Origin of the sequence: Cupriavidus sp. USMAA2-4, from assembly GCF_001854305.1 — a bacterium.
Lineage (GTDB): Bacteria > Pseudomonadota > Gammaproteobacteria > Burkholderiales > Burkholderiaceae > Cupriavidus > Cupriavidus malaysiensis.
Genome location: NZ_CP017748.1, coordinates 2,333,176 through 2,356,486, shown reverse-complemented (window position 1 = coordinate 2,356,486; position 23,311 = coordinate 2,333,176). Strand labels below are relative to the sequence as shown.

Here is a 23,311-nt window from a genome sequence, read left to right as displayed (position 1 = left end):
ATTGCCGGCCGGCCTGCCGATGTGCCGGCAGTGATCGGAGCGACCATGAATGATCAGGCAGGCGCGGACCCGCTCGGCGGCATCGCCGCCTTCGTCCGCGCGGCCGAGGCGCTCAGCTTCGTGGCCGCGGGCCGCGCGCTGGGCATTTCCGCCTCGGCGGTGGGCAAGACCGTTGCCCGGCTGGAGCGCTCGCTGGGCGTGCGCCTGTTCCATCGCACCACGCGCCGCGTCACGCTGACCGAGGAGGGGCGCCACTTCTACGCCAGCTGCCGGCGCGCGCTCGACGAACTCGACGAGGCGCGCGCCACGCTGTCCGCCGCCGCCGAGCGCCCGCGCGGGCGCCTGCGCGTCAGCCTGCCGGCGATCGGCTACCGCTTCCTGCTGCCGGTGCTGCCGGAATTCGCGCAGCGCTATCCCGAGGTCGAGCTGGACCTCGATTTCAACGATCGGCTGGTGGATGTCATCGAAGGCGGTTTCGACGCGGTGATCCGCAGCGGCACGCTCAGCGACTCCAGCCTGATGGCGCGCCGCCTCGGCCCCTTCCGCTTCAAGCTGTGCGCCACGCCCGGCTATCTCGCCGCCGCCGGCACGCCGCGCACGCTGCGCGAGCTGGCGGCGCATGCCTGCGTGCGCTACCGCTTCCCGACCACCGGCAAGCTGCAGCCCTGGGCGCTGGCGGACGACGGCGGCGAGCCGCCGGACCTGCGCACGGCGATGACCTGCAACAACATGGAAGCCCTGCGCGGCGCGGTGATGGCCGGCTTCGGCATCGGCTACATGCCCGACTTCCTGGTGCGCGACGCGATCGAAGCGGGGCAGCTCGTGCCGGTGCTGGATGCGCACTGCAAGGCCCCGGGGCAGTTCTCCATCCTGTGGCCATCGAGCCGCCAGCTGTCACCCAAGCTCAGGGTGTTCGTCGATTTCGCTTGTGCGAGGTTGTTTCAGGAGGCGTGAGGGGAGGCGGGTTGGGAGCGCGTTGGCGGCTTCGTCTGTGCGCTCGCGTGCTGGACCACACCGAGGGCTTCGCTGGATGTGGCGCCTTGCTAAACCACCCCTCACCCCCACTCTCTCCCCATGCGGGGAGAGGGAGCCAAGACCTCGTGCTTGGCGCGCGGTGTTGGCGTATCTCGTCGGCTTCGTCCAGCGCGACCTGGTTCGCACCGCGCTGTTTCGCTCCCCTCTCCCGCTTGCGGGAGAGGGGCCGGGGGTGAGGGCCGGCGCCCGCACCAAGCGACAACGCGCCGCCGCGCCGCAGCGCCGCCGTGCCGCCGCTGTCTCCAGCCTCAATGCAGCCGGAACCCCCCCACCACGCCCGCCAGGCTGGCGGCCTGCGTCTGCAGTGCTTCGGCGGCGGCGGACGATTGCTCCACCAGCGCGGCGTTCTGCTGCACCATCTGGTCGAGCTGGCTGACGGCCTGGTTCACTTCCTGGATGCCGCGCGTCTGTTCGCCGGCGGCCTGCGAGATCTCGGAGATGATGCGGCTGACCTTGCCGACGTCGCCGACGATGCGCTGCATGGTGTCGCCGGCGCGGCGTACCTGGCCGGAGCCGGTGCTGACGCTGCCCACGGTGCTTTCGATCAGTGTCTTGATCTCCTTGGCGGCCTGGGCGCTGCGCTGGGCCAGCGCGCGCACTTCACCGGCCACCACGGCGAAGCCGCGGCCCTGTTCGCCGGCGCGGGCGGCTTCCACCGCGGCGTTGAGCGCCAGGATATTGGTCTGGAAGGCGATGCCCTCGATCACGCCGATGATGTCCGAGACCTTGACCGCGGCCTGTTCGATGGCGCCCATGGTGACGATGGCGTCCTGGATGGCGCTGCCGCCGTTGCCGGCGCCTTGCGCGGCGGCAACGGCGAGATGGTCGGCCTGCTGGGCGGAGCTGGCGGACTGGCCGACGGTGGCGGTGATCTGCTCCATCGAGGCGGCGGTCTGCTGCAGGCTGGCGGCGGCGGATTCGGTGCGGCGCGACAGGTCGTTGTTGCCGGCGGCGATCTCGTCGGCGGCGGCATGCACGGAGGCGCTGGCGTCGCGGATCTGGCGCATCACGCCGGCGAGCTGGTCGGCGAAGGCGTTGAAGGCCTGGGCGATCTGCGCGGTCTCGTCGCGGCCGTCGGCGGGCAGGCGGCGGGTGAGGTCGGCTTCGCCGCGGCCGATGTCGCGCATGGCGTCGCGGATCTGCGTCAGGCGGCGGAAGGAGACCCCGGTGGCGCCGGCCACGATGATGGCGGCCAGTACCGCGATCACCACCAGCGCCAGCAGCGAGGTCCACAGCACCGAGCGCATGCCGGCGCCGGCCTCGGCCTGGTCCATCGCCAGCACGGCGAGCCAGTCGGTGCCCGGCACCGGGCGCGCGAACAGCAGCTTGGCCACGCCGCCCGCCTGCACCGGCAGCGGCGCCTCGGCGCCGGCCAGCGCGGCGAGCTTGCCGGTGTCCAGCGCGGGCACGAGGTCGGTCACGGGCTTGAGCGTGAGCTTGTCGTCCGGGTGCGCGACGATCTCGCCGCTGCGCGCCACCAGCATGCCGAAGCTGGCCGGGGTGGGGCGGATGGACTTGACGTTGGCCACCACGCTGTCCATGTTGACGTCGCCCGAGACCACGCCCTTGAGCTCGCCGTCCTTCAGCACCGGCACGGCGAAGGCCACCACCAGCTTGCCGGTGCCGGCGTCCACGTAGGGCGGCGTCACCACCGGCTTGCCGGCCTTGGCGGCCTGCTGGTACCAGGGGCGCACGGTGGGGTCGTAGCCGGGCGGGATGCCGGTCGGGTTGGAGAAGCGGGCGGTGTGGTCGGCATAGCCGACGTAGACGTTGGTGAAGCCGCCGGCGGCCGCCACCAGCTTGAGCGCGGCCTCGGGCTCGGGCTGCAGCACGGCGTCCTGCAGCGACACGATCATCTGCACGTGGCCGGCCACCCATTCGCCCATGGCTTCCACGTGGCCGCCTTCGATGGCGGACAGCGTTTCGCTGATGGAGGCGTCGTTGTAGCGGTCGGCGACGACGTAGTTGAGGATGGCATTGATGGTCAGCGCTGCCACCACGATGGCCACGGATAGGGCCACGATGCGGGCGCGAAGGGATGCGAACATGGATGAGTGTTCCTGTGCTGTTGCCCGGGTAGGGCGGGGGGCGCGGCAAATCGGAGGGATTTACGGCCCGCCCGGCGCGGACTTGAGGGGCGACGGCGTAATGTCTGGACATTTTTGCGGCTTCGCCTGAATTCGTGCCATATGCGCCACTTGTTGTGTCTGGTGCGGCGCACTTGTGCTTCCGGCTCCGGCACGAGGCGGCGGTCCTGCTGGGCCAGCGTGCAAGTGGCAATTCCGCCATTTCCAGCCGGCGCGCCTGTCGCTAGACTGAGGCTCATCGCAGCGCATCCCGACCGTCGTCGCCTGCAGTCATCCCCAGGAGCCATCCCCCCGCCATGAGAATCCTGATCGCCCGCCTCAACCACGAGACCAATACCTTCTCGCCCATCGCCACGCCGCTGGCGTCCTTCCATCCGCGCTACGGCGAAGATGCCTGCCGCGCCAGCCGGGGCACGCGCACCGCCATCGCCGCCTTCATCGACCTGGTCGAGGCGGCCGGCCATACGCCGGTGGTGGCACTGGCGGCCGGCGCCAACCCGAGCGGCACGGTGGCGGCCGCGGCCTATACCGCGCTGTGCGATGCCATCGTCGCCGCCGCGCCCGGCTGCGACGCGGTGATGCTGGACCTGCACGGCGCCATGGTGGCGGAGAACAGCGACGACGGCGAAGGCGATCTGCTGGAGCGGCTGCGCGCGGTGCTGCCGCAGGCGCCCATCGCGGTCTCGCTGGACCTGCACGGCAACGTCACGCAGAAGATGGTCGACCACGCCGACGTGATGGTCAGCTTCAAGACCTATCCGCACGTCGACATGTACGAGAGCGGTGCGCACGCCGGCCGCCTGCTGCTGGCCGGGCTGCGCGGCGAGGCGCGTCCCGCGCTGGCGTGGCGGCGCCTGCCGCTGCTCAGCCACACCCTGCGCAGCGCCACCGCCGAAGGCGCGATGCGGCGCGCGGTGGAGGCCGCGCAGCGCATGGAGGCGCAGGGCATGCTGGCGGTGTCGGTGCTGGCCGGCTTCAGCCTGGCCGATATCGCCGCGCCCTGCCTCAGCGTGCTGGCGGTGGCCGATGGCGATGCCGCCGCCGCGCAGGCGGCCGCCGACCGCCTGGCCGCGCAGATCTGGCAGGAGCGCGCCGGCTTCGTCTACGAGAGCGAGCCGCTGGCGCAGTCGATCGCGCGCGCGGCGGCGCTGGCCGCGGGCGGCGGCAGCGGCCCGGTGCTGCTGCTCGACCATGGCGACAACTGCATGTCAGGCGGCACCTGCGACGACATGGCGGTGCTGCGCGAAGCCTTGCGCCAGGGCCTGCACGGCATCGCCGTGGGGCCGCTCAACGATGCGCAGGCGGTGGCCGCGCTGGCCGCGGCCGGCGTCGGCGCCAGCGTCACGCTGCCGGTGGGCAACAAGGTGCCGCTGGCGCAGCTCGGCCTGTTCCCCGAGCCGCTCGTGCTGAGCGGCCGCGTCGCCGCCCTCAGCGACGGCGAGTACACCATCAGCGGCCCCACCTATACCGGCGAGCGCATCCGCATGGGCCGCAGCGCGCTGCTCGACACCGGGGCCGCGCTGGTGATCGTCACCGAGACGCCGCAGGAGCACTGGGACCTCGGCATCTTCACCCATATCGGCGTGGACCCGCGCGCGCAGCGCTTCCTGCTGCTGAAGTCGCGCATGTACTGCCGCCCGGTGTTCGTGCCGATCGCGCGCGCGGTGGTGGAGTGCGACGGCGGCGGCGTGACCAGTTCGCGCTATGCGCAGTTTCCGTTCCGCAAGCTGGCGCGGCCGGTGTATCCGCTGGAGGCGGAGGTGGCCGCCGATGCGGCAATCGCTGCGGCAATCGCTGCGGCAACCGATGCCGCAACCGATGCGGAACCCGGCGCGGCGGCCGGCCGCTGAAGCGCGCCGCGCGTGGCCTTGACGTTGCGCGAAGCGCCATGCTCCAATCGGAAGCCCTGATTCCATGGGGACGGTGGCAACGGCGTTCCGCCCGCGCAGCCGCCCCGGCCGATGCGAGTCCTGCCGTGTCCCCCAACACCACCACCGCTATCGATGCCGCCACGCTCCAGGCCTACCTGGAGACTCACTACCGCGTGCGCGGCGGCATGCCGTTCACGATGCGCATCGGCGAGCGCTGCGAGGCGCTGGCCGTGCTGCACGCCTCGGCGGGCGTGCGCTGCAGCGCCTTCATCACGGCCTGGAATCCCTATAGCCAGCCCGATCCCGACGCCGCCGCCAATGCCTCTGCCAATGCCGTGCGCCAGCAGGCGCTGGCACAGGGGCTGATGCGCACGGGCCTGCGCTATATCGACGGCATCGGCCAGCACCCCAGCAATGGCTGGGCCGGCGAGGAGAGCCTGCTGGTGCTGGGCCTGGCGCGCGAGGCGGCCGAGGCGCTGGGCCGGCACTATGCGCAGAACGCCATCGTCTGGAGCGGCGCCGACGCGGTGCCGCAATTGGTACTGCTGCGGTAGTGCTGCTGAGGTAGTGCTGCTGCGCAGGCAGGGCGGCGCGGGCCAGCCACCGCTCGCCAGCCTCACCACTGCTCACCATCGCTCACCATCGCTCGCCACCGCGCCGCCGGTGCGACAATGCCCGCCTGACTTCCCGCTGGACTTCCCGCTGGACTTCCCGCCGCGTCGCCGATGGACAAGGAAACCGAACTCAAGCGCAGCAAGGCGCGCGCCCTGGCCCTGCTGGGGCTGTCGGCGCTGGTCTTCGCCATTACCGCCTGGCTGCCGCCGGGCTTCGCCGTCGGCTGGATCAAGGCCATCGCCGAGGCCGCCATGGTGGGCGCCCTGGCCGACTGGTTCGCCGTGGTGGCGCTGTTCCGGCGCGTGCCGATTCCGCTGGTGTCGCGCCACACCGCCATCATTCCCGCCCACAAGGATGAGATCGCCGACAACCTGGCGGCCTTCGTCAAGGACCGCTTTCTCGACGATGCCTCGCTGGTGGGGCTGATCCGCAAGCACGATCCCGCGCAGCGGGCGACCGACTGGCTGCAGTCGCCCGACCATGCCGCGCGCCTGGGCACCTATGCCACGCGGCTGCTGGGCGGCGCGCTCGCGGTGATGGACGACGAGCGCATCCAGGGCTTCGTGCGTGCGGCGGTGCGTACCGCCATCGGCAAGGTGGACTGGTCGCGCACCGCCGGCATCGCGCTGGAGAGCCTGACGCGCGGCGGCCGCCACCAGGAGCTGCTGGACGCCGGCATCGAGCAGTTGCTGGCGCTGCTGCGGCAGCCGCAGACCCAGGCCTTCATCGCCGCGCGCATCGTCGAGTGGCTCAAGCGCGAGCATCCGCTCAAGGAGAAGGTGCTGCCGTCGGAGTGGATCGGCGCCAATGGCTCGGAGCTGATCGCCGACGCGCTGCGCAGCGTGCTCGACCAGGTCGGCAACGATCGCGGCCATGTGCTGCGCCAGCGCTTCGACGAAGCGGCGGCGCGGCTGGTCGAGCGTCTCAAGCATGACCCCGCCTTCCTCGAGCGGGCCGAGGCCATCCAGCGCTACGTGCAGGACGATGCCGCCTTCAATGCCTATGTCGGCCAGCTGTGGGACGAACTGCGCGGCTGGCTGCGGCAGGACCTGGAGCGCGACGACTCGCTGCTGCGCGCGCGCGTGCAGGAGGCCGCCGGCTGGCTGGGCGGCGCGCTGGCGCAGGATCCGGCCCTGCGTGCCTCGCTCAACGGCCGGCTGGAGGAGGCGGCGCGCGCCATGGCGCCCGAGTTCGCGCAATTCCTCACGCGCCATATCCGCGATACGGTGCGCAACTGGGACGCGGCCGAGATGTCGCGGCTGATCGAGCTGCATATCGGCAAGGACCTGCAGCGTATCCGCGTCAACGGCACGGTGGTGGGCGCGATGGTCGGCTGCGTGCTGTATCTGCTGTCGCACGCTGCCGAGCTGTGGCGCATGGCGGGGTAGCTACGCGCGGGAGCGACCCGCCGGGCTACTCCACGCCCTGCACCACCACCTTGCCGAAATGCCGCCCCGCCTCCAGGTGGGCATAGGCTTCGGCGGCGGCGTCGAAGGCGAACACGCGGTCCACCACCGGGCGGATGCGGTTCACTTCGACGAAGCGGGCCAGCGCCTCGAGCATGGCGCGGCTGCCGACCAGGATGCCGGCGATGCGCTTGGCGCCGCCGATCAGCGCCAGCGGCGCGATGGTGGTCTCACCGAAGCCGCTGACGCCGCCGATCAGCGCCACTGTGCCGCCCAGGCGCGTGGCCGCCAGCGAACGCGCGAAGGTGCCTTCGCCGCCGACTTCGAGTGTCAGGTCGACGCCGCGGCCACCGGTCAGGCGCAGCACCTCGTGCTGCCAGTCGGGCGTGGTGCGGTAGTTGATGGTGGCGTCGGCGCCGAGTGCGCGGGCGCGCGCCAGCTTGTCGTCGCTGGAGGAGGTCAGCACGGTGCGCAGCCCGGCCGCCTTGGCGATCTGCAGGGCCAGGATGGAGACCCCGCCGGTGCCCAGCAGCAGCACGCTGGCGCCGGGCTGCAGCCCGCCGGCGGCGAACAGGGCGTTCCAGGCCGTGGTGCCGGCGCAGGACAGCGTGGCGGCCTCGGCATAGTCCAGGTGCGCGGGCATGGCCACCAGCGCCTGTTCGGGCACGACGAAGGCCCCGGCCAGCGTGCCATGGAAGTGCGTGCCGAAGGAGCCCGCGGTCTTGGCCGGGTCGGGCTCGCCGTCGATCCAGCCGGGGAAATAGCTGTGGATGACGCGGTCGCCGGGACGGAAGCGGGTCACGGCCGCACCCGTGGCGACCACCTCGCCGGCACCGTCGCCCAGCGGGACCAGCGGCTCCCACCCCCGGTTCAGGTAGTTGCCGCGCGCGAACATCAGGTCGCGGTAGTTGAGGGCGGCGGCACGCATGCGCACCACGACCTCGTGCGGGCCGGGCTGCGGGGTGGGCAGGTCGATGCGTTCCAGGCCGGACAGGCCGGCGCCGGGGGTGAGTCGATAGGCCTTCATGGGGCGCTCCAGGGTGGGTTTGCGGCCGGGCGGGACGTCATCGGGATGGCATCGGGATGACATCGGGATGCCATCGGGACGTGCGCCTGCCGTCGATCTGTTGCTACGATATCGGAGCGCTGTACGATGCATTGGATAGATTTTTTCTGCCAATCGGTTCCATAGAAGATGCAATCCATGAATGACAAGCTGGATGGGGTGGGAGTCTTCGTCGCGGTGGCGGAGGCCGGCAGCTTCGCCGTGGCGGCGCAGCGCCTCGGCGTGACGCGCTCGGCGGTGGGCAAGCAGGTCGCCCGCCTCGAGCAGCGCCTGGGCGTGCGCCTGTTCCACCGCACCACGCGGCGCCAGAGCCTGACCGACGACGGCCAGTCCTACTACGAGCACTGCGTGCGCGCGCTGGCCGAACTGGCGGCGGCCGAGGCCGGCTTCGAAAGCGGGCGCTGCGAGCCGTCCGGCCGGCTGCGCGTCAGCGTGCCGGTCCTGTTCGGGCGGCACTGCGTGGCGCCGGTGCTGCAGGCGCTGGCGCAGCGCCATCCCGCGCTGGAGGTGGAGGTCTGCTTCTCGGACCGCATCGTCGACCTGGTGGAGGATGGCTTCGACCTGGCGGTGCGGGTCGGGCCGCTGCCCGATACCACTGCGCTGGCGGCGCGGCGCCTGGGGGTGCAGCACATGAGCATCTGCGCCGCGCCGGCCTACCTGGCCCGCCACGGGCACCCGCGCAGCGTGGCAGACCTGGACGGCCACGCCGGCATTGCCTACGTGCGGGCCGGGCGGCCGATGCCGTGGCTGCTGCGCGGGGAGGATGGCGCGCCGGTCGAGTCGCGCATCGCCAGCCGGCTGCGCTTCGACGACCTGCAGGCCATCGCCGACGCGGCGATCGCCGGCGCGGGGCTGGCCTGGCTGCCCTGCTGGCTGGTCGCGCCCGCCTTGCGCGACGGCCGGCTGGCGCTGGTGAGCGGCGACGATGCCGTGGTGCCGGCCGATATCCACGCGCTGTGGCCGCATTCGCGCCGCCTGCCGCTGCGCGTGCGCGTGGCCATCGACGCCCTGGTCGAGGAACTGCCGCGGCGCCTGGCCCATGCCTGAACGGGCGGTAACCGCCACCGCGAGGTAGCGTTGCGCCGGATCCGGGTGCTATGGTGGAAGCCGGGCAGGCGGAAGGCCGCTGTGCGCTGCGGACCGGCCTGCGACGGACCACAGGAGAGCCGGCCATGGCATACAACGACCTCATCCTTGCCGCCGCCCGGCACGGACATGCCGAGCCGGCGCCGCACGAGCCGTCGCGGCCCGCGCGCATGGCGGTCCAGCGCTGGGGCTTCTCGGAAGCGGAGACGCTGGGCGTGCTGGCCGATTGGCCGGCGCTCGACGGCGCGCTGGAGTGGCAGCTGGCCGAGCGGGCACGCACGCGCTCCGACGCGATGGTGCACCTGGTCGATGCCGCGCGCCTGGCGGGCGCGGCGGGCGCGGCATGGAGCGCGATGGGGCCGGTCGATGCCATGCGCCGCGCACGCACGGCGGGACGCCTCGAACTGGCGCTGGTGCTGGGGCAGGCCTCGCACCTGCCCATGGTGCGGGCCGGCTGCTGGGTACTGGCCGGCGCGCGCAGCCTGGCCGACGCCATGATGATCCTGGTGCGCGCCACCCTCGGCGAGGCCGCGCCCGCAGGCGCCGCGCGCCAGCGGCTGCACCTGCTGCGCGAACTGGCCGCGCTCGACGCCAGTTGCATCCTGCTGCAGCGCGAGGCGGAAGATGCCGCGCAACTGGCCGATCGCATCCGTACCGATGCCGGCGCCCTGCTGGACGGCTATGCCAAGCCGGCGTGGCTGTGCGCGGCCGGGCCCGACAGCGCGCTGGACGTGTTGCGCAACCATCCGGGCCTGTCGCCGCGCCGGCTGCGCCTGACGCCAGCGCCGCCGGCCACCTGCCGCGTGGACCTGGTGGTGGCGTTTCCCTGGCCGGACCTGATGCGCTGAGCGGAGCCACCAGAGCCACCAACACCGAGCGCCAAGCACGAGGTCTTGGCTCCCTCTCCCCGCATGCGGAGACGGCGGGGGTGAGGGGTGGTTTAGCAAGGTGGCACATCCAGCGAAGCCCTTGGTGTGATCCAGCACGCGAGCCAAGAAACGAAGCCGATGGTGTGATCCCACCCGCCACGGCCTGCCAGCGCCTGCCCTCACCCCCGGCCCCTCTCCCGCAGGCGGGAGAGGGGAGAAAACCAGCGCGGTGCGCGGGCCGCCGCGCGGCACGTTCACGGCACGGCCGGCGTCTGCGTTTGCGCGGCCTCCGTGGCGTCTTCGCCGATGGCGCCGGCGCGGCGGGCTTCGTGGTGGTGGTCGGCGGCCAGGAACATATACATCGCCGGCACCACGAACAGCGTGAACAGCGTGCCGATCGACAGCCCGGTGAAGATCACCAGCCCCATCGCGTGGCGGCCGGCGGCGCCGGCGCCGGAGGCGAACACCAGCGGGGCCACGCCGAGCACCATGGCGAAGGTGGTCATCAGGATCGGGCGCAGGCGTACCGAGGCGGCGTGTTCGAGCGCTTCGCGCTTGCTCTGGCCGGCGCGCTGCAGTTCGTTGGCGAACTGCACGATGAGGATGCCGTGCTTGCTGATCAGTCCCATCAGCGTGACCAGCCCGACCTGGGTGTAGATGTTCAGCGTGGCCAGCCCCAGGTTGATGAAGATCAGCGCGCCGAACAGCGCCATCGGCACCGAGACCAGGATCACCACCGGGTCGCGGAAGCTTTCGAACTGCGCGGCCAGCACCAGGAACACGATGATGGTGGCGAACAGCAGCGTGATGACGAAGCCGCCGGACTCCTGCGCGAACTGGCGCGACGGCCCGGCATAGTCGATCGAGTAGCCGCCCGGCGCCGCTTCCACCGTCATCTGGCGCAGCGCGGCCAGCACCTCGCCCTCGGTGGCGCCGGGCACCGGCACGCCGGAGATGGTGGCGGAATTGAGCTGCTGGAAGTGGTTGATCGACTCCGGCACCACCTTGTGCTCGAGCCGGGCCACGGTGCTGGCCGGCACCACGCCGGCGCCGGGCGTGTTGATGTAGTAGTCGAGGATCTGCGACGGGTTCAGGCGGTCGACCTGCAGCACCTGCGGGATCACCTTGTACGAGCGGCCGGCGATGGAAAAGTAGTTGACGTAGCCGCCGCCGAGCGCGGCGGTCAGCGTGGCGCCGACATCGGCCTGGGTCAGGCCCAGCGAGCCGACCTTGTCGCGGTCGACCACCACCGTGCTCTGCGGCTTGTCGAGCTTGAGGTCGCTGTCGACGAAGAAGAACATGCCGCTGGCGCGCGCCTTGGCCAGCACCGCCTGCGAGACCTCGTTCAGGTTCTGGAAGGGCTCGGTGGTGTTGATGACGAACTGGATCGGCAGGCCCTGCGAGCCGGGCAGCGGCGGGAACTGGAAGGCCGCCACGCGCGCGCCGGCGATGCCGTTCCACTTCTGCTGCAGCACCTGCTGCAGTTCGAGCGCGCCGCGGCTGCGCTTGTCCCAGGGTGTCAGCAGCACGCCGCCGATGCCCTGGTTGAGCGTGGGCGTGCCGGTGAGCTGGAACATCTGCGCATACTCGGGAAGATCCTTGGACAGCGCGAAGACCTGGTCGGCATAGGTCTGCATCTGCTGGATGGTGGCGTTCGGCGGGCCTTGTATCTGCGACAGCACCAGGCCCTGGTCTTCCTGCGGCGCCAGTTCCGTCTTGGAGGTCATGAACAGGTAGACCGTGCCGGCCAGCAGCAGCGCGCCCATCACCACCAGCACCACCCAGGTGTCGAGCAGGCTGGAGAGCATGCGCCGGTAGCCGTGGTGCACGCGGTCGAACTGGCGGTCGATGAACTGCACGAAGGTGCCGGACTCCTGCTCGGCGCTGAAGAAGCGCGCGCACATCATCGGCGACAGCGTCAGCGCCACCACGCCGGAGACCGCCACCGCGCCGGCCAGCGTGAAGGCGAACTCGGTGAACAGCGCGCCGGTCAGCCCGCCCTGGAAGCCGATCGGCACGTACACCGCCACCAGCACCACCGTCATCGCCAGGATGGGGCCGCCCAGCTCGCGCGCCGCGATCAGCGCGGCCTCCAGCGGCGGGCGGCCTTCCACCTTCATGTGGCGGTCGACGTTCTCCACCACGATGATGGCGTCGTCCACCACCAGGCCGATGGCCAGCACCAGCGCCAGCAGCGTCAGCAGGTTGATCGAGTAGCCCAGCGCCAGCATCACGAAGAAGGTGCCGACCAGCGACAGCGGCATGGCGATCACCGGGATGGCCACCGCGCGCAGGCTGCCCAGGAACAGGAAGATCACCAGCGTGACGATCAGCAGCGCTTCCACCAGCGTCTTGATCACTTCGTGGATCGAGGTGGTGACGAACTCGGTGGCGTCGTAGACGATCTTGCCGGTCAGGCCGGTGGGCAGCTGCGCCTGGATCGAGGGGAAGATCCTGCGCACGCGCGCGGCCACGTCGAGCACATTGGCCTGCGGCGCGGTCTTGATGCCGATGAAGACCGAGCGCTTGCCGCTGAAGGCCACGCTGAAGTTGTAGTTGTCGGCGCCCAGCACCACGGTGGCCACGTCCTGCAGCCGCACCAGCGCGCCGTTCTTCGACTTCACCACCAGCTGCTTGAATTCGTCGACGCTGTGCAGGTCGGTGTTGCTGGTGATGTCCACGCTGACCATCTGGCCCTTGGTGTTGCCCAGCGCGGCCAGGTAGTTGTTGTTGCTCAGCGCGGTGTAGACGTCGGCCGCGGTGACGCCGTAGGCGGCCAGCCGTTGCGGGTCGAGCCAGGCGCGCAGCGCGAACTGGCGCGCGCCGAGGATCTCGGCGGTCTGCACGCCTTCGACCGAATCCAGGCGCGGCTTGACCACGCGCAGCAGGTAGTCGGTGACGCTGTTGCCGGGCAGCACGTCGCTGTAGAAGCCCATGTACATGGTGTCGGTGGTCTGCCCCACCTGCACCGTGATGACGGGCTGCTGCGCCTGCGGCGGCAGCTGGTTGCGCACCGAGCTGATCTGCGTGCTGATCTCGGTCAGCGCGCGGTTGGCGTCGTAGTTCAGGCGCAGCGTGCAGGTGATGGTGGAGATGCCGGTGGTGCTGGCCGACGACATGTAGTCGATGCCCTGCGCCTGCGCGATGGCGGCCTCCAGCGGCTGCGTGATGAAGCCGGCCACCGTCTCGGCGTTGGCGCCGTAGTAGGCGGTGGTGATGGTGACCACCGCGTTCTCGGTGTGCGGATACTGGCTGACCGGCAGGCTCGCCAGCGAGCGCAGGCCCAGCACGAGGATCAGCAGGCTGACCACCGAGGCCAGCACGGGGCGCTTGATGAAGAGGTCGGTGAGGTTCATCGCGGCACGCTCGCTATGACGATGTAATGGTGTGGCGGTATGGCGGTGTGGCGGTGTGGCGGTCGGCGCGCGCGGCCGCGCCTACTGTTCCTGCGGCGCCGGGTTGGGCGCGTCCGCCGGCCGCACCGAGTTGTCGATCACCAGGCGCGTGCCGTTCTTCAGCTTGAGCTGGCCGCTGGTGACCACCTGGGTGCCCTCGGCCACGCCTTTCTCGATGGCGACCTGGTCGCCACGCGTGGGACCGACGGTGACGAACACCTGCTGCGCCACCGGCATTGGCGCGGCGGGCTTGCCGCCGGGCGCGGGCGGCGGCGCTTCGCCGGGCCTGGGCGCGGGCGCCGGCTGCACGACGAAGATGGTGGCGCCGTAGGGGTTGTAGGTGATGGCGGTCTGCGGCAGTGTCAGGCGGCGCTGCGGCGTGCCCACGTCGATGCGCACGGTGGCGTACATGCCGGGCAGCAGGCGGCCGTCGTGGTTGTCGAGCAGCGCCTCCACCTGCACGTTGCGGGTGGCGGTGTCGACCTTGGGATTGATCGATGTGATCCTGCCGGGGAAGGGCAGGCCCGGCCAGGCATTGCTTTCGGCGCGCACGGCCTGTCCCACGGCGAGCTGGCCGATGTCCTGCTGCGGCAGCGTGAAGTCGGCGTAGATGGGGTCGATGGCCTGCAGCGTGACGATGGCGTCGCCGGGGTTCAGGTACTGGCCGGGGTTCAGGGTGGTGATGCCCAGCTTGCCGTCGAAGGGCGCGCGGATAGTCTTCTTGGCCACCGTGGCGGCCTGCTGCGCGACCTGGGCGCGCTTGCTCTTGAGATCGGCGGCGTCGGCGTCCAGCGTGGCCTTGGCGATCACCTTGATGTCGTACTGGGCCTTGTCGCGGTCGTAGACCGTCTGCGCCAGCTCGGCGGCGGCCTGCAGCGCCTGCAGCTGCGCCACGTCGGCATCGGCGTTGAGCTGCACCAGCACCTGGCCGGCGCGTGCCTGCGCGCCCGAGGTGAAGTGGACCTGGCGCACCAGGCCGGCGATCTCGGTGGTGACGTCGACGCCGCGCACCGCGCGCAGGCTGCCCACCGCCGACAACTGCGGCTGCCACACCTGGTAGCTCGCGCGCGTGGCGCTGACGGTGGCCGGCGGCGCCGCGTTGCCCGCCATGAACTTCTTGAACATATACGCCTTGAACAGGTTGAAGCCGACCAGCGCCGCCAGCAGCAGGCCGACGCCGAGCAGCATGATCGCCATCCGTTTCTTCATTGCCTGGTCTCCACGGCCGGGCCGGCCGATCTGGCGGATATGGCCGCTGCCGTCGCGGGGGCGCTGCCGGCGGCCGTCGCCCGCGGTGTTGCCAGCTGGGCGGCCTCCGGTGCGGCCTCCGGCGCCGGCACGGTGGCGGGCGGCCGTACGTCCGGGTCCTGGCGGGCATTCCACCAGCCGCCGCCCACGGCCTGGTAGAGCGCGGCGGTATCGGCGTAGCGGGCCGCCTGCGCCTGCACCAGGCTCAGCACCGTCTGCTGGTACTGGCGCTGCGCGTCGAGCAGGGTCAGGTAGCTGACCGCGCCCAGCCGGTACTGCTGCCGGCTCAGTTCCAGCGAGGCCTGCGCGGCGGCGGCGGCGTCCGCCTGGGCCGCCAGCGCGTGCGCGTCGTTGTCGAGCGCGCGCAGCGTGTCGGCCACGTTCTGGAAGGCCAGCAGCACGGTCTGGCGGTACTGGGCGTCGGCCTGCTCGAAGGCGGCCTGGGCCGCGCGCCGCTGCGCGCTGAGCTGGCCGCCGTGGAAGAGCGGCTGCAGCACGCCGGCGCCCAGGCTCCACACGGTGTTGGCCGAGCGGAACAGGCCGGCCGGCGTCAGGGCCTCGGCGCCGTAGCTGCCGGTCAGCGTGAGCTTGGGATAGAGCGCGGCGGTGGCCACCCCCACATTGGCGCTGGCCTGGTGCAGCAGCGCGTCGGCGGCGAGGATGTCGGGCCGCTGCCGCACCAGCTCGGACGGCAGGCTGGCCGGCAGGTCGCGCGGCAGCGAGAAGTCGGCCAGCGCGAAGCGCGGCAGCGTGTCGTCGCTGGGCGGCCTGCCGGCCAGCACGGCGAGCTGGTGGCGGGTCTGCTCCAGCGCCTGGCGCAGCGGCGGCAGGGTCGCCCGCGTCTGCGCCAGCGTGGTGCGCTGCGCCAGCACCGCGGCCTGGTTGACGCCGCCCAGCGCGAACTGCCGTTCCAGCAGGTCGAGCTGCTGCTGCTGGTCGGCGGCGATCTGCAGCGTGGCGTCGATCTGCGCGCGCAGCGAGGCCTCCCTGACGGCGGCGGTGACGAGGTTGGCGGTCAGCGCCAGGTAGGCGGCCTGCCACTGGTACTGCTGGTAGTCGATCCGCGCGCGCAGTCCCTCCAGCTCGCGCCGCGTGCCGCCGAACAGGTCGAGCGTGTAGGAGACGTTGACCGAGGCGTTGTAGAGCGTGAACTCCTCGCTGGCGCCGGGCACGCCGAAGCTCAGCCCGGACACGCGCGAGCGCTGCGCGCCGAGCTGGCCGTCCACGCCCGGCAGCAGCTTGCCGCCGGCGGTGGCGCGGTAGTTCTCGCGCGCCTGGCGCAGCGCGGCGCGCGCGGCATCGAGGTTGGGGCTGTTGGCGAGGGCGTCGCGGATCAGGGCGTCGAGCGGGGCGCTGCGGAACAGCGACCACCAGTCGCCGGGGATGGCCTCGGCGGCGACGAAGCGCTGCGCGGCACCGGCATCGCCCGCCATGCCGGGCGTGGCCACGGTGCGGGCGGGCAGGGGTTGCGGGGTGACGCGGTCACCCGCGGGCGGTGCCGGCGAATGGTAGTCGGGCCCCACGGCGCAGGCTGCCAGCAAGATGCCCGCCGCACCGATCACCGCAGCCTTCCCTGTGCGCTGCCCGAACCGCCGGCAGACGACAACACCCGGCACGTCGTCCATCCGCTTGCCCCCCGCCACGGCATGCCGCGAAGCGGGCCGTGAAAGACACTGCGTTCGGCAAGCCTAGCGCAATTTGGCGGCCCGGGTTAGCTCAAGTCACTCATCGGACGGATTGCGCCGCATCCGGCACGCTGCCCAGCGCAGCGGAGCGTTGCCAGCGGCACACGGCATCGGTCCAGTGTCTCCGTGTGGCGCATGCGGTTCCCCGTGCGCGGTGCGCTGCCTTCAGGCGCCGGCATCGGTGCGCGCCTCGATGGCGCGCACCACGGCCACCATGTCGGCCTGCGCCAGGCCCAGCGCCAGCGTCTCGCCGTAGAGTGCATGGCACACGTCCAGCAGCGGCGAGGCGATGCCGGCGGCGCGCGCGGCCTCGGCCACCAGCCGGTTGTTCTTCAGCACGTCGGGGATCGCGGCCTGCACCTCGAAGTCCTCGGCCACCAGCTTGGCGGCCTTGATGCGCGACACGGCGCTGGCCATCGGGCCGGCATCCAGCACGGCCTGCCAGCGTGCCATGTCGAGGCCGTGGCGGCGGGCGAAATGCGAGGCCTCGGCCAGGCCGGTGACCATGGTGATCAGGAACAGGTTGACGGCCAGCTTCATCAGCAGCGCCGAGGGCACCGCGCCGCATTCCACCACCTGGTGGCACATCGGGCGCAGCAGCGGCAGCACCTCGGCCACGTCGCCGGCCTCGCCCGCCACCATCGCGACCAGCTGGCCGGCCTCGGCCGGCTTGCGCGAGCCGGACACCGGTGCCTCCACGTAGCGGCCGCCGGCGGCGCGGATGTCGTCGCCGAGCGCGCGCGAGTACTGCGCCGAGGTGGTGCCCATATTGACCACCAGGCGGCCGGCCACGCGCGCGGCGAAGGCGGGCGTGGCGCGGCCCAGCGCCGCATCCATCGCCGCGTCGTTGGCGAGCATCAGGATCACGATGGGTGCCTGGCGGAACACTGCCGCGCAGTCCTCCGCCACCGTGGCGCCGGCCTCGCGCAGCGGCGCGCACTTGTCGGCGCTGCGGTTCCACACCACCAGCGGCGTGCCCGCGCGTGCCAGGTTGAGCGCCATGGGCTGCCCCATCACGCCCAGGCCGATGAATCCGATTGCCATGTCTGTCGTCTCCTTGGATGGGCCGGGCCCGGCGCCGCCTGCCCGCATGCTTGCGCCGTGGATTGGCGCTATGCTGGGCAGCCGCGGCGGGCAGACCGTCGAGGACCACTTTAGGCCGGCTTGGAGGAGGTGTCTTGAACGATTGTGCACGGCCGCCCGGCGCGGGCGGCAACCGCATCCGCATGGGCCGCGGCGGCGCCGGCATCGAGCGCGCCGAAGCCTTCTTCCACGGGCAGGCCTTCGCGCCGCACCGCCACGACACCTATGCCATCGGCGTCACCACGGCCGGCGTGCAGACCTTCCGCTACCGCGGCGAGCGCCGCGTCTGCCTGCCGGGGCAATGCCACATCCTGCACCCCGATGAACTGCACGACGGCGGCGCCGGCACCGAGGCGGGCTTCGGCTACCGCATCGTCTACGTCGATCCGGGCCTGGTCCAGCAGGCGCTGGGCGGCCGCCCGCTGCCCTTCGTGCGCGCGCCGGTGGTGGGCGGCGCGCTGCTGCCGGAAGGCTTCTCCAGCGGGGTCTGGGATCTCGACGGCGAGATCGACGCGCTGGCGCGCGTGGAGATCGCGGTGGCGGTGGCCAACCTGCTGGTGGCCGCCTCCGGCGGCACGCCCCTGCGGCCGGGCGCGCGCGCGCTCGATGCCGTCCAGCGCGTGCGCGAACTGATCGCCGCGACCCCGGCCGAACGCCATGCGATGGAGACGCTGGAGCGCGCCAGCGGGCTCGACCGCTGGACCCTCGCGCGCCAGTTCCGCGCCCTGTTCGGCACCAGCCCCGGCCGCTTCCGCACCCAGCGCCAGCTCGACCTGGTGCGGCGCCTGCTGGCCGCCGGCACCCCCGCCGGGGCTGCCGCGCTGGAAGCGGGATTTGCCGACCAGAGTCATATGACGCGGCACTTCAAGCGCGCCTATGGGCTGACGCCGGCGGCGTGGGCGGCGGCGCTGTCGGGGCGGGGGTAGGGTGATGGTGGCTCTGTTGGCTTCGATCAGCACGACAGGATTCGCGCCGCGCTGGTTTGCTCCCCTCTCCCGCCTGCGGGAGAGGGGCCGGGGGAGAGGGCAGGCGCCCGCCAGCCGCGCAGACCATCGCGCCACCACCGCCTTGCCCCGTCCACCGCAAACCATGCTTCAATACGCCCCGAACCGTTGTCTTGCGCGCCCGCCGGGGCGCTTGTCGCCATGTCCCTGATCGATCTCCGCAACCTCCAGCAAGCCGCCGCCGCCTTCGGCGAGGCGCGTGGCTGGGGCAAGTATCACAGTCCCAAGAACCTGGCCATGGCCTTGTCCGTCGAGGTGGCCGAGCTGGTCGAGATCTTCCAGTGGCAGACCGAGGACGAATCGCGCGAGGTGATGGCCGGCGCCGAGCGCGAGCATGTGGAGCAGGAGCTGGCCGACATCACGATCTACCTGGCGCAGCTGGTGACCGCGCTGGGGGTGGACCTGGACGCGGCGGTGCGGGCCAAGATGGAGCGCAACGCGCGCAAATACCCCGCCCCCGCCCCCGCCCCCGGCGGCGAGTAGGCCGGGAGGTGCGGCCCGCGCTCGTGCCTTTCAAGCTTCCAGCGCGGCCGCCAGCGCTTCCACCAGCAGGTCGGCGTGCGCTTCGCCGAACACCAGCGGCGGCCGGATCTTCAGCACGTTGCCGTGCTCGCCGGCGCTGCTGACCAGCACGCCGCGCCGGCGCATGGCATTGACCACGCGCGCGGCGGCCGCGCTATCCGGTGCGCGCGCGGCATCGGTGCCGAGCAGTTCGACGCCGGTGAACAGGCCCGCTCCGCGCACGTCGCCGATGGCCGGGTGCAGGCGCGCCAGGTCGTCCAGCCGCGCGCGCAGGTAGGCGCCGACGCGCAGGGCGTTGGCCATCAGTCCTTCTCCTTCGATCACATCCAGCACCGCCATGCCGGCCGCCACCGCCACCGGGTTGCCGCCGAAGGTGTTGAAGTAGCGGCACTGGCTGCCGAAGGCGGCCATCACTTCGGGCCGCACCGCCACGCCGGCGAGCGGATGGCCGTTGCCCATCGGCTTGCCCATGGTCACCAGGTCGGGCACCACGCCGTGGCGCAGGAAGCCCCACATCGCTTCGCCGGTACGGCCCAGGCCGGGCTGCACCTCGTCGGCGATGAAGAGGCCGCCGGCCGCGCGCATGGCGTCGACGGCTTCGGCCAGGAAGCCGGGCGGGTCGGTCAGGATGCCGTCGCTGGAGAAGACCGTGTCGACCAGCAGGGCGGCGGGACGCAGGCCGCTCGCCTGCAGCTCGGCGATGGCGGCGCGCACGCCGCGCGCGAAGGCCGGGCCGACCTGCTCCGGCGGCAGGCGCGGATCGGGCGCGGGCACGGTGCGCACATGGCTGCCCAGCCGCACCTGCGTGCCCAGCGAGGGCGAGGCCTCGGCCAGCGCGGCGGTGACGCCGTGATAGGCGAAGCGGGTGATGACCAGGCCGTTGCCGCCGGTGTGGGCGGCGGCGATGCGCAGCGCCAGGTCGTTGGCTTCGCTGCCGGTGCAGGTCAGCATCAGGTGGCCGAGCGCGGCCGGCATGGTGCCGAGCAGGCGCTCGGCGTAGTCGAGGATACCGTCGTGCAGGTAGCGCGTGTGCGTGTTGAGCGTGGCGGCCTGGCGCGCGATGGCTGCGACCACGTGCGGATGGCAGTGGCCGACCGCGGCGACGTTGTTGTAGGCGTCGAGATAGCGCCGCCCGTGCGCGTCGACCAGCCACACGCCTTCGCCGCGCACCAGGTGCAGCGGCTCCTGGTAGAACAGCCGGTAGGCGGGGCCGAGCAGGCGCGCGCGGCGCGCCAGCATGGCCTGCGTCCCGGCCGCTTCGTTGGCTTCGTTGGCTTCGTTGGCTTCGTTGGCTTCGTTGGCTTCGTCGGCTTCGCTGGCTTCGTTGGCTTGGCTTGCTGCGCTTGCGTGGAGGGTTGGCATGGCTTGCATGGTTTCCGTGGCTCGCTTCGTTTCACCGGACGGTTGCGTCCGCTGTATCCGGACCGGCGCCGCTGGGGCGCCGCTCATGCCAGCTCGCAGCGGCGCGCCAGCACGCTGGCCGCCTGGCCCGGGGCGATCGCCGTGCAGGCCTCCAGCCGCTGCCAGGAGATGGCGTTGTTGCGCATCAGGTAGGCCGCGTTGGCCGGCTCGCGCGCGGCGCGCCAGCCGCTGATGGCCACCACCATCACCAGGCGCGCCTGCAGCAGGTCGAACAGCACCGCGACCTCGTCGGCGGTGAGCGGCAGCACCTCGTGGTAGGCGCCGACGAAATCGGCCAGCGCGCCCAGCGTGTCGCCCGCGGGGTCGACCTGGTAGGCCGCCGCCACCGCCAGGTCGTTGACCAGGGGCGCGTGCACCATGTCGCCGAAATCGAGGATGCCGGCGATGCGCGCGTGGTCGGCGGGGTCCACCAGCACGTTGTACAGGTTGAGGTCGTTGTGGATGGGCTGGCGCCGCAGTGTCGGCTGCAGCGGCTTGACGCGCATGCTGAAGCGGTCGAGCACGCGCAGCGCCATGGCGCGCCGCTGCGGATCCGCCACGTGTTCGAGCAGCGCGCGCACTTCGTCGGCGCGCTGGATGTCCCACGGCAGCGCGAGTTCGCCGGCGGGGTGGCGCAGCTCGCGCAGCGCCAGGTCCAGCCGCGCCAGCGTGCGCGCCAGCGCGCGCGCCTGGGCGGGGCTGCGTGCGGCCTTGGGCAGCGGCTCGCCGTCCAGGTAGCTGAACAGCCGCACCACGCGCGCGGTGCCGTCGGGCGCGGTGGCCTGCAGCGAGGCGCGCCCGTCGACGGTGGGCTCGATGCGCTGCACCGGCAGCAGCGGGTCGGTGGCGGCGACATGCAGCAGCGCCTGGGTCTGGAAGTCGGCCACCAGCGCGGACTCCGCCGGGTGCGAGATCTTCAGCATGAAGCGGCGCGCACGCGTTCCGCCTGGGCCGCCGTGGCCGGCATCGGCCTCGAGCAGGAAGTTGCTGTCGCGCTCGCCGCTCAGCACGCTCAGGCGTCCGGTCAGCCCGTAGTGCCAGGCGGCCAGCGTCTGCGCCCATTCGAGCGGCACCTTGCGCACGGTGTCGCTCAGCACCGCGGTACCGGCCGCCGTGCCTGCCATGCCTGCCGCGCCAGGTGGCCGCGCCGCCGGTCCCGCCGCCTCTGCCACCTCTGCCCGCGCACTCATGCCGCCCCCTCGAAGCCGCGCAGCGCGCTCGACAGGTTGGGGCCGAGATCGTCGGACAGGTAGCCGCCTTCCTGCACCAGCACCGTGGGCAGGCCGAGCCGGGCGATCTCCGCCGTGATGCGGGCGAAGCCCGGCGTGGTCACCGCCAGGGCCTGGTAGGGGTCGCGTTCGTGGGCGTCGAGCCCGAGCGCCACCACCAGCGCGCCCGGCGCGAAGGCGCGCAGCGTGTCGCAGGCGCCGCGCAGCGCGGCCAGGTAGGCCTCGTCGCCGGTGCCGCGCGCCAGCGGCAGGTTGAGGTTGTAGCCCAGGCCGTCGCCCTCGCCCTTCTCGTGGGCGTGTCCGGTGAAGAAGGGCGTGAACAGGCGCGGATCGCCGTGCAGCGAGATGGTCAGCACGTCGGCGCGGCGGTAGAAGATGCCCTGGGTGCCATTGCCGTGGTGCATGTCGATGTCGAGGATGGCCACGCGTGCGTGCCACTGGCGCAGGTGCTGCGCGGCGATGGCGACGTTGTTCAGGTAGCAGAAGCCGTTGGCGCGGTCGACGTAAGCGTGGTGGCCGGGCGGGCGGCACAGCGCGTAGACGGCGCGCTCGCCGTCGGCGACCAGTTGCGCGGCATGGGTGGCGACCTCGGCCGAGGCGGTGGCCGCACGCCAGGTGGCGGGCCCGATCGAGCAGGCCGCGTCGCCCATGTGGTAGCCGGCCTGGCCGACGATGCTGTCGGGGTAGGTGAAGGGCTGGCCGGGGAAGGGGTGGATGTTGGGCAGCACCTCTTCGGAGGCGTCGCCCAGTTCCTGCCAGCGTGCGTACGCCGTTTCCAGGAAGCGCAGGTACTCGGGCGTGTGCACGGCGGCGCGCGGTCCGGCGCCGTAGGCCGCCGGCGCCACCACGGCGTGGCCGTCGGCCTTCACCGCGGCGAGCAGCCGCTGCGCGCGCTCGGGCTGTTCGTTGCTGCGCTTGAGGCGGCCGCGCACCAGGAACTGGCGCGGATCGTGGTCGAGATGCTGGTCGCTGTAGACGACTTTCATGGGGCGGGCTCCTTGGGGGGGATCGGTGCCGTGCCCTGCTTCTGCATGAACACAGCGCGCAAATGGGTGTGTGCATCCTCGATATGGAAGCGCAGGGCGGCGGCCGCGGCCTGTTCGTCGCGCAGCCCGACCGCGCGCGCGATCGGGCGGTGGGTCTCGGCCACCACGCGCGGATCGGCGTAGACGCGGTCGATCAGCGCCACCACCATGCGGATCTCGGTCTGCATGTTGACGAACACGCGGTGCAGGTAGGCGTTGCCGGACAGCTCGCACAGGTAGGTGTGGAAGCCCAGGTCGCGCGCCACGCGCTCGGACTGGGGCAGCGAGTCGGCGTCGCGCACCATCTCGTCGACCATCTGCATCAGGCGCGCCAGGCCGGCGTCGGAGGCCTGGCGGCAGGCCAGCGACACCGCCATCAGCTCCAGGTTCAGGCGCAGCTGGAACAGGTCGTCGATCTCGCGCGTGGTGATGGTGCGCACCGCGAAGCCGTGGCGCGGGCGCGCCACCAGCACGCCCTGGCGCTCCAGCCGGCGCGCGGCCTCGCGCACCGGCGCGCGGCTGACGTTCATGCGGCGCGCGATCTCGGCCTCGACGATGCGGCTGCCGGGCGGCAGGCGGCCCTCCACGATGGCCTGGGTGAGCTGGGCCTCGACGGCGGCCACCAGGTCGGACACCTCGATCGAGGAGAAGGCGGGCAGGTCGTCAAGCGTTGCGGTAGACATC

At 72.0% G+C, this 23,311-nt stretch carries 17 protein-coding genes and 1 pseudogene; 8 read left to right on the top strand and 10 right to left on the bottom strand.

All coding sequences use genetic code 11. The features are described 5' to 3' along the window. The first annotated feature begins 45 nt into the window (after positions 1–45). Complete coding sequence (locus BKK79_RS10420; protein WP_071037655.1) at positions 46–954, top strand: LysR family transcriptional regulator; 909 nt, start codon at positions 46–48, stop codon at positions 952–954. Positions 955–1,283: 329 nt separating this feature from the next. Here BKK79_RS10420 and BKK79_RS10415 read toward each other — a convergent pair whose 3' ends face one another. Beyond that, a complete protein-coding gene (locus BKK79_RS10415) occupies positions 1,284–3,083 on the bottom strand; it encodes a methyl-accepting chemotaxis protein (RefSeq protein ID WP_071010617.1) in 1,800 nt (599 codons plus the stop codon). A 335-nt stretch (positions 3,084–3,418) separates the two neighbouring features. Here BKK79_RS10415 and BKK79_RS10410 point away from each other — a divergent pair. From BKK79_RS10410 to BKK79_RS10400, 3 genes and pseudogenes are all read left to right on the top strand, one after another. Then, a pseudogene (locus BKK79_RS10410) lies at positions 3,419–4,888 on the top strand (M81 family metallopeptidase); the annotation flags it as partial. A gap of 209 nt (positions 4,889–5,097) precedes the next feature. Further along, the gene (locus tag BKK79_RS10405; RefSeq protein WP_071037654.1) at positions 5,098–5,547 is read left to right on the top strand and encodes a DUF3293 domain-containing protein; all 450 of its coding nucleotides are present in this window, start codon (positions 5,098–5,100) and stop codon (positions 5,545–5,547) included. 171 nt (positions 5,548–5,718) lie between these two features. After that, positions 5,719–6,996, top strand: coding sequence for a DUF445 domain-containing protein (locus tag BKK79_RS10400; protein ID WP_071037653.1), 1,278 nt, complete (start codon positions 5,719–5,721; stop codon positions 6,994–6,996). Positions 6,997–7,021: 25 nt separating this feature from the next. Here BKK79_RS10400 and BKK79_RS10395 read toward each other — a convergent pair whose 3' ends face one another. Continuing rightward, positions 7,022–8,041 (bottom strand): zinc-dependent alcohol dehydrogenase family protein, encoded by a 1,020-nt coding sequence (locus BKK79_RS10395; RefSeq protein ID WP_071037652.1) that lies wholly within the window; start codon positions 8,039–8,041, stop codon positions 7,022–7,024. 177 nt (positions 8,042–8,218) lie between these two features. Between BKK79_RS10395 and BKK79_RS10390 the strand changes: the two genes are divergently transcribed. Beyond that, complete coding sequence (locus tag BKK79_RS10390) at positions 8,219–9,127, top strand: LysR family transcriptional regulator (RefSeq protein WP_071010621.1); 909 nt, start codon at positions 8,219–8,221, stop codon at positions 9,125–9,127. Between the two features lie 125 nt (positions 9,128–9,252). After that, positions 9,253–10,014: a hypothetical protein gene (locus BKK79_RS10385; protein WP_071037651.1), complete on the top strand. Its 762-nt coding sequence runs from the start codon at positions 9,253–9,255 to the stop codon at positions 10,012–10,014. Positions 10,015–10,289: 275 nt separating this feature from the next. Here the strand turns inward: BKK79_RS10385 and BKK79_RS10380 are convergent, their stop codons facing one another. The 4 genes from BKK79_RS10380 to BKK79_RS10365 all read right to left on the bottom strand — a co-directional run bounded on the left by BKK79_RS10380 (position 10,290) and on the right by BKK79_RS10365 (position 17,407). Then, a complete protein-coding gene (locus BKK79_RS10380; RefSeq protein WP_071010623.1) occupies positions 10,290–13,391 on the bottom strand; it encodes an efflux RND transporter permease subunit in 3,102 nt (1,033 codons plus the stop codon). A gap of 81 nt (positions 13,392–13,472) precedes the next feature. Next, on the bottom strand, positions 13,473–14,639 hold the full coding sequence (locus BKK79_RS10375) for an efflux RND transporter periplasmic adaptor subunit (RefSeq protein ID WP_071037650.1): 1,167 nt from the start codon (positions 14,637–14,639) through the stop codon (positions 13,473–13,475). Beyond that, positions 14,636–16,303 carry an efflux transporter outer membrane subunit gene (locus BKK79_RS10370; protein WP_071037649.1) on the bottom strand — a complete coding sequence of 556 codons (1,668 nt, stop codon included), beginning with the start codon at positions 16,301–16,303 and terminating at the stop codon, positions 14,636–14,638. The genes BKK79_RS10375 and BKK79_RS10370 overlap by 4 nt, the downstream gene beginning before the upstream one ends. Before the next feature lie 225 nt (positions 16,304–16,528). Beyond that, the gene (locus BKK79_RS10365; protein ID WP_071010626.1) at positions 16,529–17,407 is read right to left on the bottom strand and encodes an NAD(P)-dependent oxidoreductase; all 879 of its coding nucleotides are present in this window, start codon (positions 17,405–17,407) and stop codon (positions 16,529–16,531) included. Positions 17,408–17,541: 134 nt separating this feature from the next. Between BKK79_RS10365 and BKK79_RS10360 the strand changes: the two genes are divergently transcribed. Together BKK79_RS10360 and BKK79_RS10355 are read left to right on the top strand one after the other, a co-directional pair. After that, entirely contained in the window at positions 17,542–18,372 is an 831-nt protein-coding gene (locus BKK79_RS10360; RefSeq protein ID WP_071010627.1) for an AraC family transcriptional regulator, read from the top strand. A 219-nt stretch (positions 18,373–18,591) separates the two neighbouring features. Then, on the top strand, positions 18,592–18,933 hold the full coding sequence (locus BKK79_RS10355; protein WP_071037648.1) for a nucleotide pyrophosphohydrolase: 342 nt from the start codon (positions 18,592–18,594) through the stop codon (positions 18,931–18,933). Between the two features lie 30 nt (positions 18,934–18,963). Here the strand turns inward: BKK79_RS10355 and BKK79_RS10350 are convergent, their stop codons facing one another. The 4 genes from BKK79_RS10350 to BKK79_RS10335 form a co-directional block, all read right to left on the bottom strand. Next, positions 18,964–20,211, bottom strand: coding sequence for an aspartate aminotransferase family protein (locus tag BKK79_RS10350; RefSeq protein WP_071038498.1), 1,248 nt, complete (start codon positions 20,209–20,211; stop codon positions 18,964–18,966). Between the two features lie 206 nt (positions 20,212–20,417). Beyond that, complete coding sequence (locus tag BKK79_RS10345) at positions 20,418–21,497, bottom strand: phosphotransferase (RefSeq protein WP_071037647.1); 1,080 nt, start codon at positions 21,495–21,497, stop codon at positions 20,418–20,420. 62 nt (positions 21,498–21,559) lie between these two features. Beyond that, positions 21,560–22,588 (bottom strand): histone deacetylase family protein, encoded by a 1,029-nt coding sequence (locus BKK79_RS10340; RefSeq protein WP_071037646.1) that lies wholly within the window; start codon positions 22,586–22,588, stop codon positions 21,560–21,562. Then, on the bottom strand, positions 22,585–23,310 hold the full coding sequence (locus tag BKK79_RS10335) for a GntR family transcriptional regulator (RefSeq protein ID WP_071037645.1): 726 nt from the start codon (positions 23,308–23,310) through the stop codon (positions 22,585–22,587). The genes BKK79_RS10340 and BKK79_RS10335 overlap by 4 nt, the downstream gene beginning before the upstream one ends. Position 23,311 lies beyond the last annotated feature (1 nt).

Excerpts from the sequence above, each read along its gene's own strand:
- BKK79_RS10420 (WP_071037655.1), top strand. The coding sequence starts at position 46 with ATGAATGATCAGGCAGGCGCGGACCCGCTCGGCGGCATCGCCGCCTTC.
- BKK79_RS10415 (WP_071010617.1), bottom strand. The coding sequence starts at position 3,083 with ATGTTCGCATCCCTTCGCGCCCGCATCGTGGCCCTATCCGTGGCCATC.
- BKK79_RS10400 (WP_071037653.1), top strand. The coding sequence starts at position 5,719 with ATGGACAAGGAAACCGAACTCAAGCGCAGCAAGGCGCGCGCCCTGGCC.
- BKK79_RS10395 (WP_071037652.1), bottom strand. The coding sequence starts at position 8,041 with ATGAAGGCCTATCGACTCACCCCCGGCGCCGGCCTGTCCGGCCTGGAA.
- BKK79_RS10390 (WP_071010621.1), top strand. The coding sequence starts at position 8,219 with ATGAATGACAAGCTGGATGGGGTGGGAGTCTTCGTCGCGGTGGCGGAG.
- BKK79_RS10385 (WP_071037651.1), top strand. The coding sequence starts at position 9,253 with ATGGCATACAACGACCTCATCCTTGCCGCCGCCCGGCACGGACATGCC.
- BKK79_RS10380 (WP_071010623.1), bottom strand. The coding sequence starts at position 13,391 with ATGAACCTCACCGACCTCTTCATCAAGCGCCCCGTGCTGGCCTCGGTG.
- BKK79_RS10375 (WP_071037650.1), bottom strand. The coding sequence starts at position 14,639 with ATGAAGAAACGGATGGCGATCATGCTGCTCGGCGTCGGCCTGCTGCTG.
- BKK79_RS10370 (WP_071037649.1), bottom strand. The coding sequence starts at position 16,303 with ATGGACGACGTGCCGGGTGTTGTCGTCTGCCGGCGGTTCGGGCAGCGC.
- BKK79_RS10365 (WP_071010626.1), bottom strand. The coding sequence starts at position 17,407 with ATGGCAATCGGATTCATCGGCCTGGGCGTGATGGGGCAGCCCATGGCG.
- BKK79_RS10355 (WP_071037648.1), top strand. The coding sequence starts at position 18,592 with ATGTCCCTGATCGATCTCCGCAACCTCCAGCAAGCCGCCGCCGCCTTC.
- BKK79_RS10350 (WP_071038498.1), bottom strand. The coding sequence starts at position 20,211 with ATGCTGGCGCGCCGCGCGCGCCTGCTCGGCCCCGCCTACCGGCTGTTC.
- BKK79_RS10345 (WP_071037647.1), bottom strand. The coding sequence starts at position 21,497 with ATGGCAGGCACGGCGGCCGGTACCGCGGTGCTGAGCGACACCGTGCGC.
- BKK79_RS10340 (WP_071037646.1), bottom strand. The coding sequence starts at position 22,588 with ATGAAAGTCGTCTACAGCGACCAGCATCTCGACCACGATCCGCGCCAG.
- BKK79_RS10335 (WP_071037645.1), bottom strand. The coding sequence starts at position 23,310 with ATGTCTACCGCAACGCTTGACGACCTGCCCGCCTTCTCCTCGATCGAG.